Annotated in this window: 10 protein-coding genes and 1 tRNA gene; 3 read left to right on the top strand and 8 right to left on the bottom strand. The window is 35.6% G+C overall.

The window, feature by feature from the left end; translation table 11 throughout:
• Nucleotides 1-25: 25 nt before the first annotated feature.
• Both R3L15_RS11645 and R3L15_RS11650 read right to left on the bottom strand, forming a co-directional pair.
• Nucleotides 26-3,139: a TAT-variant-translocated molybdopterin oxidoreductase gene (locus tag R3L15_RS11645; protein WP_338731872.1), complete on the bottom strand. Its 3,114-nt coding sequence runs from the start codon at nucleotides 3,137-3,139 to the stop codon at nucleotides 26-28.
• Nucleotides 3,140-3,172: 33 nt separating this feature from the next.
• Nucleotides 3,173-4,465, bottom strand: a complete 1,293-nt coding sequence (locus R3L15_RS11650; protein ID WP_338734140.1) for a cytochrome c3 family protein — start codon at nucleotides 4,463-4,465, stop codon at nucleotides 3,173-3,175.
• 211 nt (nucleotides 4,466-4,676) lie between these two features.
• Between R3L15_RS11650 and R3L15_RS11655 the strand changes: the two genes are divergently transcribed.
• Nucleotides 4,677-5,069 (top strand): SPOR domain-containing protein, encoded by a 393-nt coding sequence (locus R3L15_RS11655; RefSeq protein ID WP_338731873.1) that lies wholly within the window; start codon nucleotides 4,677-4,679, stop codon nucleotides 5,067-5,069.
• A gap of 26 nt (nucleotides 5,070-5,095) precedes the next feature.
• On the opposite strand, the gene R3L15_RS11660 is transcribed toward R3L15_RS11655, so the two are convergent.
• From R3L15_RS11660 to rimP, 5 genes are all read right to left on the bottom strand, one after another.
• Nucleotides 5,096-5,785: a T9SS type A sorting domain-containing protein gene (locus tag R3L15_RS11660; protein WP_338731874.1), complete on the bottom strand. Its 690-nt coding sequence runs from the start codon at nucleotides 5,783-5,785 to the stop codon at nucleotides 5,096-5,098.
• An 8-nt stretch (nucleotides 5,786-5,793) separates the two neighbouring features.
• Nucleotides 5,794-6,378 (bottom strand): tail fiber protein, encoded by a 585-nt coding sequence (locus R3L15_RS11665; RefSeq protein WP_338731875.1) that lies wholly within the window; start codon nucleotides 6,376-6,378, stop codon nucleotides 5,794-5,796.
• Between the two features lie 108 nt (nucleotides 6,379-6,486).
• Nucleotides 6,487-9,276 (bottom strand): translation initiation factor IF-2, encoded by a 2,790-nt coding sequence (gene infB / locus R3L15_RS11670; RefSeq protein WP_338731876.1) that lies wholly within the window; start codon nucleotides 9,274-9,276, stop codon nucleotides 6,487-6,489.
• Nucleotides 9,277-9,306: 30 nt separating this feature from the next.
• Nucleotides 9,307-10,539 carry a transcription termination factor NusA gene (nusA, locus tag R3L15_RS11675; RefSeq protein WP_338731877.1) on the bottom strand — a complete coding sequence of 411 codons (1,233 nt, stop codon included), beginning with the start codon at nucleotides 10,537-10,539 and terminating at the stop codon, nucleotides 9,307-9,309.
• Between the two features lie 9 nt (nucleotides 10,540-10,548).
• Nucleotides 10,549-11,010, bottom strand: coding sequence for a ribosome assembly cofactor RimP (rimP, locus tag R3L15_RS11680; protein WP_338731878.1), 462 nt, complete (start codon nucleotides 11,008-11,010; stop codon nucleotides 10,549-10,551).
• 175 nt (nucleotides 11,011-11,185) lie between these two features.
• Between rimP and R3L15_RS11685 the strand changes: the two genes are divergently transcribed.
• Complete coding sequence (locus R3L15_RS11685) at nucleotides 11,186-12,010, top strand: universal stress protein (protein WP_338731879.1); 825 nt, start codon at nucleotides 11,186-11,188, stop codon at nucleotides 12,008-12,010.
• Between the two features lie 54 nt (nucleotides 12,011-12,064).
• Here the strand turns inward: R3L15_RS11685 and R3L15_RS11690 are convergent.
• Nucleotides 12,065-12,137, bottom strand: a tRNA-Gln gene (locus R3L15_RS11690).
• Nucleotides 12,138-12,289: 152 nt separating this feature from the next.
• On the opposite strand from R3L15_RS11690, the gene R3L15_RS11695 reads away from it, so the two are divergent.
• Nucleotides 12,290-15,607 (top strand): DUF2723 domain-containing protein, encoded by a 3,318-nt coding sequence (locus R3L15_RS11695; protein WP_338731880.1) that lies wholly within the window; start codon nucleotides 12,290-12,292, stop codon nucleotides 15,605-15,607.
• Nucleotides 15,608-15,609 lie beyond the last annotated feature (2 nt).

Here is a 15,609-nt window from a genome sequence, read left to right on the forward strand (position 1 = left end):
TTGTTTCTTAATTAATTCTTTATTGTTAAGCTTCTGTTGTATTTCTCACTTTAGTTTGATACATCACGTTTGGTTTTGTTCCAACGTGTTCTAATAAGTGATACATACGGTCTCCTGCTTTAAGATGTGCTACTTCACTATCTTTATCATTGATATCTCCAAAGGTCATTGCACCACTACTACATGCAGCAGAACAAGCTGTTTGGAATTCACCATCTTTAATCTGTCTTCCGTCACGTTTAGCATCTAAAATAGTTTTCTGTGTCATTTGAATACACATAGAACATTTTTCCATTACTCCACGAGAACGCACTACTACATCTGGATTTAATACCATACGTCCTAGATCATCATTCATATGGTAATCAAACTCATCATTTTCAGAGTATAAGAACCAGTTAAAACGACGTACTTTATAAGGACAGTTATTGGCACAGTAACGCGTACCTACACAACGGTTGTAAGCCATATGGTTTTGACCTTGGCGACCGTGTGATGTTGCTGCCACTGGACAAACTGTCTCACATGGTGCGTGGTTACAATGCTGGCACATTACAGGTTGGAAAGCGACTTGTGGGTTTTCTGATGGGTGTTCCATCTCACCAAACTCGCTTAACGAACTTCCTAGTCCAGAAATATTGTCTTTTTTCTCGTTATCCCCTTCAAAAGATCCTTCTGAAGAATAATATCTATCAATACGTAACCAGTGCATATCACGGCTACGACGTACTTCTTCTTTACCTACTACAGGAACATTATTTTCTGCATGACATGCTATAACACATGCACCACATCCAGTACAAGCATTTAAATCGATAGATAAGTTGAAATGATGTCCTATTGAACGATCAAATTCATCCCACATATCAACATCTGGAGATGTTACTGGTGTTTCTTGGTGATCTAAAGACACAACAGGAATAGCATTCCAGTGTTCTTTATCTTTAGTGTTAAAGATTTCAAGCGTTGTTTCTTTTACAATATCACCACGTCCCATTAATGTATTGTGCAACTGTACACATGCAAATTCATGCATTCCAGAAGCAGCTGTAATACTAACGTTTTGTATATCGTTAAAACCTTGGTAAAGCCTAAAAGCATTTACACCGGTTTTCATTTCATCTTTTAAACCTGCTGTTCTACCATAACCAAATGATAAACCTACAGAACCTTTTGCTTGGCCTGGTTGTATTAAAACAGGTACATTCTTTAAGGTTGTTCCATTAACGGTTACATCGGCATAACTACCATCTAAGGCACCCGTTGCAACATGTTCGTTTTTCAAGCCTAACTTTTCGGCATCAACTTTAGATACTGTTAAGTAGTTATCCCAGGATACTCTTGATATTGGATCTGGAAACTCTTGTAACCAAGGGTTGTTGGCTTGTTGTCCATCTCCCATTCCTGTCTTACTATATAATGTAAGCTCAAGTTCTGAAGCTGATTTTACAGACGAAGCTAAAGCTCTTGCGGCATTTCCAGAAGGCGTTTCAACTTCATTATTTTCAGCTAAACCTTCTAATGCATCTATATTGTCAATCTCGTGAACTGACTCTGAAACGAATTGCCCATCATGTAACGCCTGGTTAAACGAGGCTCCATCTAATATATCTTCAGTCCAGATTTCTTTAATATAATCGTTATAGGCAACACTATTAGCTGTCCAAATTAATAAAGCTTCCTGAAACTGTCTCGTGTCGAATAAAGGACGAATGGTTGGTTGCATTAATGCATAATGTCCATTTTTAATTTCAACATCTCCCCAAGATTCTAAATAGTGAGGCACTGCTGCCGCGTATTCTGTTAAAGACGAGGTTTCATCTACTTTCATTGAGAAAGTAATAGATAATTCAGTCTTCTTTAAACCTTCAGCAAAATCAGCAGCATTTGGTAATGTATATACTGGGTTAACACCAGCCATAATAATAGCAGCAACGTTACCAGATTTCATATCGGCTACTAAGTTTGCAACCTCTTTAGCATTACCTTGTCTTGTCTTTATTGGTGTAGCAGCGTTAAAAACTTGGCTACTTAAATATTCGTTTATTTCTAAGGCTACTGTTTGTGCATTCACATCTTGTATACCTGTAACAACAACAGCTTTAGCACCAGATTTCTTAAGTTGAGTGGCAGCTTTACGAACAGCTTCATCAATAGTTTTTGGTAAGTCACCTGAAACTGAACCTCCAACAACATAACTATATAATTTAGCTAAAGCTAGTTTTTGTTGACTTGGTGTTAATGGCACACGCTTATCTGCATTTGCTCCAGTTAACGACATATTAGATTCGAACTGGATGTGTCTAGACATTTTTCCTTTTGCAGGAACACGTCCTTTAGCGTATCCAGAATCAAATCCGCCACCTTGCCAGTCTCCTAAAAAGTCGGCACCAACAGAAACGATTGTTTCTGCTTTAGAGAAATCGTAATCTGCTAAAGCACGCTTACCATATTTAGCCTGGAAAGCATCTAAAGCAGTCGATTCTGAAACAGCATCGTATACCACGTGCTGAACATTTCCATACTCTTCTTTAAAGTCTGCGATTAAGTTACGTGTAGAAGGGCTCGCAAAAGTTTGTGTTAATAAAACAATCTTCTTGTTAGCCGCTTTTAACTCATTTAATTTTTTTGTCGTATCAGCATCAAACGTGTTCCATGAAATAGCAGAATCCCCTTTCATAGGACCTTGAAGCCTTAAACTATCGTACAATCCTAAAACCGATGCATTTACTCTAGCATTGGCACTTCCATGAGTTGATGCTAAGCTATTGTTTTCAATTTTAATTGGACGACCTTCTCTAGTTTTAACCAAAACACTAGCAAAATCAAAACCATTGGCAATGGTAGTTGCATAATAGTTTGCCACTCCAGGAACTATTTCCTCTGGCTGCACTACGTAAGGTATCGATTTTACCACAGGACCTTCGCAAGCAGCTAACGATGCAGCAGCTGTACTAAATCCAACATATTTTAAGAAGTCACGACGTGTTGTTTTTGAACTTTCTAACGAATCTTTATCACCTAAAAACTCATCAGTTGGTATTTCTTCAACAAACTCGTTGTGTTTTAGCGTCTCAACAACAGAGCTATTATCGTTAAGCTCTTCAACACTTTTCCAGTATTTCTTGTTTGATGACATATATAATAGAATTAACTCTTTTATTAATTTAATTTAGTAATGGCATTTACCGCATTCCAATCCACCCATTTGAGCAGCCGTTAGCTTTTCTACACCATATTTTTTAGATAGCTCGGCATGAATTTTCTCATAATAAGCGTTATCTTTTACTTTGACCTCTGTCTCTCTGTGACAGTTAATACACCAACCCATAGTTAATGGTGCATGTTGATACATAATTTCCATCTCCTCTACAGGGCCGTGACAAGTTTGACATTCAATTCCTGCAACCGTTACGTGCTGTGAGTGATTGAAATAAGCAAAATCTGGAAGGTTATGAATTCTCACCCATTTTACTGGTGTTGTTTCACCTGTATACTTTTGCTCAGCATCATCCCAACCTGCCGCTGCGTATAACTTTTTAATCTCACCATCGTAAAACTCTTTACTATACTCTGCTGTTGTTTCTCCTTTGTATTCGTATACTGATTTATGACAGTTCATACACACATTTAATGATGGGATACCTGATGTTTTACTCACTCTAGCAGAAGAGTGACAGTACTTACAATCTATACCATTATCTCCAGCATGAATTTTATGTGAAAAATGAATTGGCTGCACTGGCTGATAACCTTGATCTACACCTACCTGCATTAAGTAACCGTAAACAAAGTAACCACTAGCTAATAATAAGAAGATACATGCAACTAAAACCAAGAACTGGTTTTGCACAAACGCTTTCCATAACGGTAATCCTTTTTGATCTTCAGGAATCTCTACTCCTTTAGCTTCAGCAAACCTGTTAAGTGTTTTTCTCACAAGAATTAATGCCACTGCCAACAAAGCAAACAACAATGCTAAAGCACCAAGAACTAATTTATTTGACGTTCCTGATTGCGCTGCTTGGCCACCTCCTGCAGAAGCCGCTTCTGTTGCAGGATCGGCTTTAGGAGCTTCTTGAGCTGTATAAGCTAAGATATCTGAAATATCTTGATCTGATAATTGCGGAAAAGCCGTCATAGCTGTTCCGTTATACTCATCAAAAATTTTGTTCGCGTAATCATCTCCAGACTTCACAACAGCAGCACTGTTACGAATCCATGCACTTAACCACTCTCTATCTAAACCATGATCATCAGACAACCTTTGCTCTACATGGCGTAAAGCAGGACCAGTCATTTTACGATCTAAATTATGACATGAAGCACAATTAGTATTAAACAATGTTTTCCCTTTTGCAGGGTCTCCTTCTTGTGCAAAAAGTGAGGTTGAAAGTGTTAGTAATAAAATAAAACTCAATTGGAGAATATTCTTACCTAACGTACGGCGAGTCACCTGTTCCATATTATTGGTTGAATTAACTTCTAAACTTTGGTATGATTTTTTCATCTAAAAATAAAAAAACACAGTTATAAAATCTCTCGCAAAAGTAACACTTAAAGTCGATTTTAGAAATGTTAGAGAAGCGTTAATTACTAATTTAGAGAAATTCTAAATAATAATTTGATAAAAATAGAGTTTTAACCCTACATTTGCATTAAATACTTAACTAAAGATGAAAGTTTTACAAAAAAAATCTAATTTAATTCTTTTTGGCGCATTGGTTTTATCATCAACTATTTATGCACAAAACGGACAGCTATCTATACAACAAGACAAAAAAATAGATGAGTTAATTGCATTAAAAAAGGAGATAAACACTTCTGAAAACGCCTTAGACCGATATAAGATTCAAATTTTTTCTGGTGGTCGTAAAAGTGCCGAAAAAGCCAATTCGACTTTTAAAGAAAAGCTCCCTAATTGGGCTTCTAGAATGGAATACGAAACCCCTAATTATAAGATTTGGGTTGGTAGTTTTAGAACACGACTAGAAGCTGATAAAGCACTTATAAAAATACAAAAAGAGTTTCCAACAGCATTTATTTTTAAACCTAAAGTTAAAGAATAAAAAAAGCGGCAAATAAGCCGCTTTTTTTATTGAACAATGATTTTTTTAATTATTCTATTTTTAGTTTTCGTATTAATCTCCATGAGATATACACCAGCTTTAACTCCAGATAGACTTATATTTTCAAATTTATTAACCTGCTGTTTCACTATTTTTCCTTGCAAATTAAATAATGTAACGTTAGAAATAGCATGATTAGGACTAGTTACAGAAACCATATCCTTTGCTGGAACTGGATAAACCTTAATACTTGATAAAATATTTGAGCCAATATTTAAGGTTTCATCTTGCACATCGCCTATTAAAGTTGAATTTAATTCTGTTAAGGCTCCACCACAATTCCCTAATGTTACAACTGTATTTTCAATCCAAGTTCCTAACTGCAAGCTCGGTGGATTAGGTGTTGAAGCTTCGGTATTGTAATAAATTAAAAAAGGACTTGAAAAATTACCGTTACCATCATCTGCAATAAATTCCCAGCGATTGTTTGTTTCACTCCATGATATTTCAAATTCACAAATCCCAATACCATGACAAGGTTGGTTTCCATCTACAGGCGTAGTTACAAAAATGTTTCTTCCTGTGGCATCTGATCCTGTATTTACGAAAGTGAAATCTTGATCGTTAAATAAATAATGACAACCATTAAAGGTTATTTGCCCATAACTAAACGAACAAAATAGCATCATAACAATATATATATAGTGTTTTGTCATGACTCCTATTAATTTCTAGATGGAAAATAGCCTTGAACACATATAACATAACGTAGACCCACATAAGGTTGCTTGTTATTTACTGGCTGGTTATTACCTGTACTGCCAATCATGTTAGAATTCATAGTTGTAGCAGTTCCTCCATTTGCATACTCTTTGTCTAATAGTTTAGTGCCAGCAGGAAAGTTTCCTGTGGGCGTTGCACTATTCCCGTCATCAACCACAGCATTTACAGTATGATTATGTGATGGCATTTGTGAAACGGTTAATGTATTTGTTTCACTACCACCGGTGTCACCTAATTGCACCGTAGTTAATCCAGGTCCAGAACCTATGCCAACTGGCACACGACCTCTTAAATCTGGTAAAGCAAAAGTTGTTATGCCATCACCACCATAAATTGTTCCTATAAGTGAAAATAATGCGCTGTGCTGTGCAATTGATAAAAGACGACCATCACATTCCATCCAACCGCGTTGTTCAAAGTTAATAGCTGTTAATTTAATGTCGCCTAGATAAGCCTCTTGAGCTTGTGTTGCTGTGCTAAAAGAGATAGTCATTAATAGCACAATAAGTGTCATTGTTTTTTTCATAATTAAAGTAATTTGTTAATAGCTAGCCAAAGAACGTGAAAAGAGACTGAAAAACACAAAAAAAAGCGACCAAAATGGTCGCTTTCAAATATTTACACAAAGTAACTGTTATTTTAATTTCTTCTTAACCTCTACTTCTTGGAAGGCTTCAATTACATCGCCTTCTTTAATATCGTTATAGTTTTTAACTTGCATACCGCAATCGTAACCTTTAGAGACTTCTTTAACATCGTCTTTAAAGCGTTTTAACGAGGCTAATTCTCCAGTATAAATAACTACACCATCTCTAATAAGACGAATTCCAGAGTTTCTGTAAATCTTACCATTGGTTACCATACATCCTGCAATAGTTCCAATTTTAGAGATTTTGAAGGTTTCTCGTATTTCAGCTGTACCAGTAATTTCTTCTTTAAGTTCTGGCGACAACATACCTTCCATAGCATCTTTAAGATCGTTAATCGCATCGTAGATAATAGAGTATGTACGGATATCGATTTCTTCTTTGTCGGCTATTTGTCGTGCATTACCCATTGGCCTCACATTAAACCCTATAATAATAGCGTCTGATGCTGATGCTAATAACACATCACTTTCGGTAATGGCTCCAACACCTTTATGAATAATATTGACTTGAATTTCTTCGGTTGATAGTTTTTGGAACGAATCGGTTAAGGCTTCAACAGATCCATCAACATCACCTTTAAGAATAATATTTAATTCTTGGAAATCACCTAAAGCAATACGACGACCAATTTCGTCTAATGTAATATGACGTTGTGTACGTACAGATTGCTCACGTTGTAATTGGGTACGTTTTGCAGCAATTTGTTTAGCTTCACGCTCGTCTTCAAACACATTAAATTTATCTCCCGCTTGCGGTGCTCCATCTAATCCAAGAAGTGATACTGGTGTTGATGGTCCAGCTACTTCAATATCATTTCCTCTTTCGTCATGCATTGCTTTAACTTTACCACTATGCTTACCTGCTAAGACATAATCACCTATTTTAAGTGTTCCTGCTTGCACTAGCACCGTCGCAACGTAACCTCTACCTTTATCCAAAAAGGCTTCGACAATTGTTCCTACTGCTGGTTTATCTGGATTTGCTTTAAGTTCTAACAGTTCGGCTTCCAACAAGACTTTTTCAAGTAATTCGTTAACGCCTTCTCCTGTTTTAGCTGATATATCTTGCGATTGTACTTTACCTCCCCAATCTTCAACTAATAAGTTCATATTAGCTAAGCCTTCTTTAATTTTATCTGGGTTGGCGGTTGGTTTGTCAATCTTGTTAATTGCGAAAACAATTGGTACGCCAGCTGCTTGTGCGTGTGAAATAGCTTCTTTGGTTTGCGGCATAATATCATCATCTGCAGCAACAACAATAATGGCAATATCTGTTACTTGTGCACCACGAGCACGCATAGCTGTAAAGGCCTCGTGACCTGGTGTATCTAAAAAGGCTATTTTTTGGCCATCTTCAAGAGTTACACCATAAGCACCAATGTGCTGTGTAATACCTCCCGATTCGCCAGCAATTACGTTTTCTTCACGTACGTAATCTAATAACGATGTTTTACCGTGATCTACGTGACCCATAACAGTTACTATTGGTGCACGAGATTGTAAATCTTCTGGCTTATCTTCAACCTCTTCTATAGATTCTTCAATATCTGATGTTACAAATTCTACTTCGTAACCAAACTCTTCTGCTACAATAGTTAAGGTTTCGGCATCTAGACGTTGGTTCATGGTTACCATCATACCTAACGACATACATGCTGAGATAATTTGAGTTACCGAAACATCCATCATGGTAGCAACCTCACTAGCTGTAACAAATTCGGTTACTTTTAGTGTTTTACTATCGGCTTGTTCTGCCTGAAGCTCTTTTTCGGTTTGCTCTCTATGTTGCTCTCTTTTCTCTCTTCTGTATTTAGCACCTTTTCCTTTACTAGACTTTCCTTGAAGCTTTTCTAGTGTTTCACGTATTTGCTTTTGTACTTCTTCCTCTGTAGGCTCTTCTTTTACTTGACGTTTTTTGCCTTTATTCTTAGATCTAAACCTTTCGTTTTTATTATTAGATTGAGGTGAAGATTTACTTATTCTACGACGTTTTCTTCTTCCTCCTGAGGATTTATCGTCGTCTTTTTTATTCTTATTATCTTTTTTCTTTTTAGGCTTATTGAATTGAGAAAGATCTATTTTTTCTCCAGCTATTTTTGGCCCTGAAAGTTTTTTGTATTGTGTTTCTACAACCTCTTTCTTGGGCTCTGTAGTCTCTTTTTTTGCTGGAGCTTGTTTTACCTCTTTTTTAGGTTCCTTCTTTTTCTTGTCTTCCTTTTTAGGTTTTCCCTCAGCCTTTTTAGGTTTAGGTTTTTCTGCTGGAGCTGGCTTTTCCTCTTTCTTCTTAGGCTTTGTTGCTTCTTCTTTGGGTTGTTCTACTTTCTTTTCAACCGCTTTCTTTTCTTCTTCTTTTTTAGCAACTGGCTCTTCGGCTTTTTCTTCTGGTTTTTCGTCCTTCTTTTTATTGTCAAGGTCGATTTTACCTACTTGCTTAGGTCCAGAAAGTTTGGCTTTAGCTCTTACAACGTCCTCTTCTTTTTTGGAAGCTTCTTCTTTTGCGCTTTTTTCTTTTTCTTTTTGCTCTATTTCACGCTCACGCTCTTCCCTTAGGGCTTCTTTTTCTTTCTGCTTAGCCTCGCTAACTTCTTTTGATGCTACTTTTTTATCGGCATCGGTTTGAAATTCATCTGAAAGTATTTGATAAACTTCATTTGAAATTTTTGTAGTTGGGCGCTTCTCTATTTCGACACCTTTTGAATCTAAATATTCAACGGCACGATCTAAAGATATGTTTAACTCGCGTAAAACTTTATTTAACCTAATTGTTCCAGCCATAAATTGCTTTAAAAATAACCTAATTAAATTCTATTCTTCAAATTCTTCTTTAAGAATTCTTCTTACTTCTTCTATTGTTTCTTCTTCTAAATCTGTTCTTTTGACTAAATCTCCCACTTCTAGTTCTAGTACACTTTTTGCTGTATCTAGACCTACGCGTTTTAATTCATCAATAATCCATCCTTCTATTTCATCTGAGAATTCAGATAACTCGACATCTTCTTCTGCTCCTTCTCTAAAGACGTCTATTTCGTAGCCTGTTAATTGACCTGCTAGACGAATATTGTGTCCACCACGACCAATAGCTTTGCTTACTTCTTCTGGTTTTAGCATAGCTTCGGCACGTTTGTTTTCTTCATCTATTTTTATAGATGTTACACGTGCTGGGCTAAGCGCTCTTGTAATAAACAACTGTAAATTGTTTGTATAGTTTATTACGTCTATATTTTCGTTACCTAATTCTCTTACTATACCATGAATACGAGAACCTTTCATTCCTACACAAGCACCTACTGGGTCTATTCTGTCATCGTATGAATCTACCGCTACTTTGGCTTTTTCACCCGGAATTCTTACGACTTTTTTAATGGTTATTAACCCATCAAAAACTTCTGGAATTTCCTGTTCAAATAATTTTTCCAAGAAAATAGGCGATGTTCTTGACATGATAATAGAAGGCTTGTTTCCTTTAAGGTCTACTGTTTCTATTATTCCTCTTACGTTATCGCCTTTTCTAAAGAAATCTGAAGGGATTTGTCTATCTTTTGGCAAGATAATTTCGTTTCCTTCGTCGTCTAAAAGAATAACTGCTCGGTGACGTATGTGATGTACTTCTGCAGTGTATATTTCTCCTATTAATTCTTTAAATTGCTTATATATATTAGTATTGTCGTGTTCGTGAATTTTAGATATTAAGTTTTGTCTTAATGCTAATATTGCACGGCGCCCAAGATCTACTAATTTTACTTCTTCAGATACATCTTCTCCAACTTCAAAATCTGGCTCAATCTTACGAGCTTCTGTTAAAGAAATTTCTTGATTTGAATTTTCTACTTCGCCATCGGCAACTACAATTCTATTTCTCCAAATTTCTAAATCTCCTTTATCGGGGTTTATAATGATATCAAAATTATCGTCATCTCCAAATTTTCTCTTTAAGGCTGCTCTAAAAACTTCTTCTAAAATAGCCATTAACGTCACACGATCTATTAACTTATCGTCCTTGAACTCTGAAAACGAATCAATTAACGCAAGATTTTCCATATCAACAAATTAAAATTTAATCATAACTTTAGCTTCTACTATATTTTCGTAGGCTATATTAGCCTCTTTTTTTACGGTATGTTTTCCTTTACCTACAGGTTTAGGTTCTCTGGCTTTCCATGTTAATGTAATACCTTCGCTTGTTGCGTTGGCAAGATTACCTTCGTAGGTATCATCGTTAGTTTTTACTTCTAACGATCTTCCTAAATTCTTTTTATACTGCCTTTGATTTACCAGTGGCGATGTTGCTCCTGCCGAAGTTACTTGTAAAGAAAAGTCTTGTTCTTCTCTATCTAAATTATGCTCTACTGCGCGACTTATAAAAATACAATCTTCAACAGTAACGCCATCATCTCCATCTATCACTACTTTTATAGAATAATCTTCACCAATTGTAAAGTCTATTAAAAATAGATTATCTCTTTCCTGCAGGGCTTTTTCAAGTAATTTTTCTACGGTGTCTTTAAACATTTTTTAGTATAAAAAGAGGGGACTTCCCGTCCCCTCATGTAATTCTTTGTCCTAACAACGGTGCAAATATACAACAAAATTATTGATTTTCACAATGATTAGAAAGTCATTTTTTATTCTTAAATTTATTGTAATCAACTAAAAAGCTAATTCAAAACTCCTAAAAACATCGCTTATGAAAAAATTACTCGTTCCCACCGACTTTTCTAAAGAGGCCGAAAACGCACTAAAAGTTGCTGCACAACTAGCCAAAAAACATCATTGTGAAATATACTTATTACACTTGATAGAATTACCACTTCAACAAATAGACATGATAAACAACCATAGTGAGTTTCCTGAAGCTATGTTTTTTATGAAACTTGCTAAACAAAAATTTGAAGAAGTATTAGATAGCGATTACCTAAAAGGTATTACCATACATGACTTTGTTGAATTTGGTGAGAATTTTGCTAACCTATCGGATATAGGAAAAGAAAAAGGCGCCGATTTAATTGTTATGGGGTCTCATGGTGCTAGTGGTTTAAAAGAAATGTTTATTGGTTCTAATGCCGAAAAAGTAGTGAGAACATCTGAAATACCTGTTCTTGTGATAAAAAATGAACATGACAATTTCGATATTAAAGATTTTGTATTTGCTTCCGATTTTAAAAACGACAACAAAGAAACTTATAAACAAGCCTCTGAATTAGCACAAGCGTTTAATGCTAAAATTCATTTATTAATGGTTAACACTATTAGCCAGTTTTCTACCACCACAAAAGCAAACAACAGAATTAAAACTTTTATTAAAGACTACCCTTTCGACAATTACACTGTAAATATATATAATGACACAAGTGTTGAAAACGGCATTTTAAACTTCTCTAAAGACATAGATGCCGATTTAATAGGTATTAGCACACATGGTAGACAAGGTATAGCACACTTTTTTAATGGTAGCATTAGCGAAGACTTAGTAAACCATGCCAAAAAGCCCGTTATTACTTTTAAAATTTAAGCAATCTGTTCAAACCACAAACAAAAAAGCCTCCGGATTTTCCGGAGGCTTTTGTTGGCCTACTAGGGCTCGAACCTAGACTCTTCTGGACCAAAACCAGACGTGTTGCCAGTTACACCATAGGCCATTCTTGTTTTGAGGTGGCAAATTTACAACAAACTTTTTTATGAGCAAATATTTTTTAAATAAAATATACAACTAATACTTAACGTTTCCTTAAATATAGTTTTCGTTACATAATTATTGTTAAATTCGCTGCATCTATCAAACAAAGAGAATATGACAGACCTTAGCTTTAAAAAATGGAATACCCTATTGGGTTGGTTTTCCTTTTTAATTGCCTTAATAACATATAGCCTAACTGTTGAACCTACGGTAAGTTACTGGGATGCTGGTGAGTACATTTTAACTTCTTCAAAATTACAAGTTGGACACCCACCTGGCGCACCACTATTTCAAATGTTTGGAGCCTTTTTCTCCATTTTTGCTTTTGGCGATCCTACTAAAATTGGGTTAGTTATGAATATGATGAGTGCTGTAGCCAGTGCTTTTACTATTCTATTTATGTTTTGGACGATTTCACTGCTGCTTAAGAAAATAATCACGTTTAACAATGGTGAATTTTCACAAGGCAAAAAAACAGCAGTTTTAGGAAGTGCCCTAGTAGGTAGTTTAGCGTTTACATTTACCGATTCGTTTTGGTTTAACGCTGTAGAGACCGAAGTATATGCTATGGCCACTTTAATCATGTCTGCTTTATTCTATTTAGGGCTTCGCTGGGAACAAGACATGGACAAACCTAGAGGTAATAAATGGCTTATATTAATTGCCTTTTTAATTGGATTATCATTTGGCGTGCACTTTATGGGGCTGTTAACCATTCCTGCCATAGGGTTAATATATTACTTTAAAAACTACAAAACCATCACCATTAAAAACTTCATTATAGCCAATGTTGTTTCTGTGGCTATATTACTTTTTATCTTTAAGCTTTTAGCCCCTAATATTCTTAGGTTTTTTAGTAGTATGGAATTGTTTTTTGTAAACTCCGTTGGATTACCTTTTAATTCAGGAACCATCATTGCGGGACTTATACTAATCGCCTTTGTTTACTTTGGTTTAAAATATACTAGAGAAAAACAATACAAACACCTCAACACAGCGCTATTATGTGTAACTTTTGTAGTCATTGGGTTTTCTACATGGTTAATGCTACCTATTCGTGCCAATGCCGATGTTGTTATTAATGAAAATGACCCCTCTGATGCTAGAGAATTATTAGCCTATTATAACCTCGAGCAATACCCAAAAACCTACTTGTTTTACGGACCACAATTCACCGATCAGTTTTCAGGTTTAGATGACGATCAACCTTATATAGACGACAAACCAAATTATGAAAAAGACTATAAAAAAGGAGAATATGTTATTATAAACGATTGGAAAAACGCTAAGCAAAATTACAATTCAGATCACGCCTCTATTCTACCAAGAATGTGGAGTACCGAGCATGCCGAAAACTATATGCTTTTTACAGGCTATTTAGATTTTAAGCTTAAACCAGAATACCAAATGGAGAACGAGCTCCGTAATGCTGTTTTTGGTTTTAAAAACGATGTTGCTCAAGGCTTAGTCGATTATGAAGATTACACCAGTTTTTTAAGACAGTTTAGTCAATATATCGATATTGAAAAGCCCTCTTTAGGAAGCAACGTCGCTTATCTTTTAGAGTACCAATTAGGCTATATGTACTGGCGTTATTTTATGTGGAATTTTGTTGGAAGACAAGACGACATACAAGGTAAGTACGACAATCATGGAAACTGGTTAAGTGGCATTAAATTTATAGACGAATGGCACTTAGGACTTTCTCAAGACAATCTACCAAGCGATGTAGAAAACAACAAAGGACGAAACACCTATTATTTCTTACCATTTATTCTTGGATTATTAGGTTTCTTTTTCCTTTTTAACAAAGACAAAAAACTATTCTGGGTTATGCTTGTCTTTTTCCTATTTACAGGTTTAGCCATACAAGTATATACCAATGTACGCCCATTCGAACCTAGAGAGCGAGACTATTCAGTTGTTGGCTCTTTTTATGTTTTTGCTTTATGGATTGGTTTTGGCGTGTACGCTTTATACGATATGTTAAAAAAACATGTCAAAACTAAAATGCTCGCACCAGCGATAACTTTAGTATGCCTTATCTTAGTTCCTGGAATTTTAGCTGCTAATAATTGGGATGACCATGACCGTTCTGGAAAATACACAGCAAGATCTATGGCAAAAAAATACCTAGACTCTTGTGCAGAAAACGGCATCCTATTTACTATAGGAGATAATGATACATTTGCGCTTTGGTACGCCCAAGAAATTGAAGGCTACAGAACCGATGTTCGTGTGGTTAACACAAGCTTATTTCAAACCGATTGGTATATCAATCAAATGAAACGCAAAGCATACGAGAGCGACCCTATTCCGTCTCAATTAACACACGATCAATATCGTTATGGCACTAGAGATTACATTATGAAACGCTTAATGTCTAGAGACACAATGGATATTAAAGACTTCTTAAACTTTGTCTCTAGCGAGAACCCTAGAACAAAATTTAAATATGTCTTACAGCAGCAAGGTGAAGACCCAAGTTTTTACCCATCACAATTAACAAACTCAAATTATTTCCCTGTAGAAAACATTAGTATTCCTGTAAATAAAGACAATGCTATTAAGAGTGGTATTGTTAAAGAAAAGGATGCAAACAATATTGTAGACAGTCTTTATATTACAATCACAGGAAGTGCTCTTTATAAAAACAGACTGTTAATGCTTGACGTTGTTGCCAATAATAATTGGGAAAGACCCATTTACTTTACTGGCGGCGCCTTTGCTGATGATGATTACATTTGGATGAAAGACTACCTACAACTAGATGGTATGTGTTACAAATTAGTCCCCATAAAAACACCAGTAGATCGTGCTAATCCATTTGATATGGGACGTGTTGACAGTGATTTAATGTACAACAAAGTTGTTAATTGGGATTGGGGCAATAGTGGAAGCGACGATATTTACCACGACCCAGAAACCCGTAAAAACGCCATAACCTATCGCGGTAATTTAGCAAGGCTAGTTGAACAACTTATTAATGAAGACAAACTTGATAAAGCCGAAGAAGTAGCCGACATTGCTATGGAAAATATGCCCGTTGAGCATTTTAACTACTATACATTATTAGAACCATACATTGGCGCTTATTACGAAGTAGACAACAAAGAAAAAGCCAGACAGCTATTTAAACAAGTTGCCGAAAAGTATCAAGAAAACTTGACCTATTACGGAAACTTAAAAATTGAAAATCAATACAATTTAATTGAAGATATTTTAACTGACATTGAACGTTATAAAGGCGTCCTAGATGTGGTTGATGAATACGATGAAGAATTCTCACAAGCAGAAAATAAACTATTTTCAGATTACCTTAACCTGTTCAGTCATTTTTATGAAGATGAAGGAGTTGAAACCCCAAAACAGGATATTGATATAGATGACGCTTTAGAAGCCGACAGTTTATTAATTGACTTAAATGAATAATC

The organism is Mangrovimonas cancribranchiae, from assembly GCF_037126245.1.
In the GTDB taxonomy this organism is placed as follows: Bacteria; Bacteroidota; Bacteroidia; order Flavobacteriales; family Flavobacteriaceae; genus Mangrovimonas; species Mangrovimonas cancribranchiae.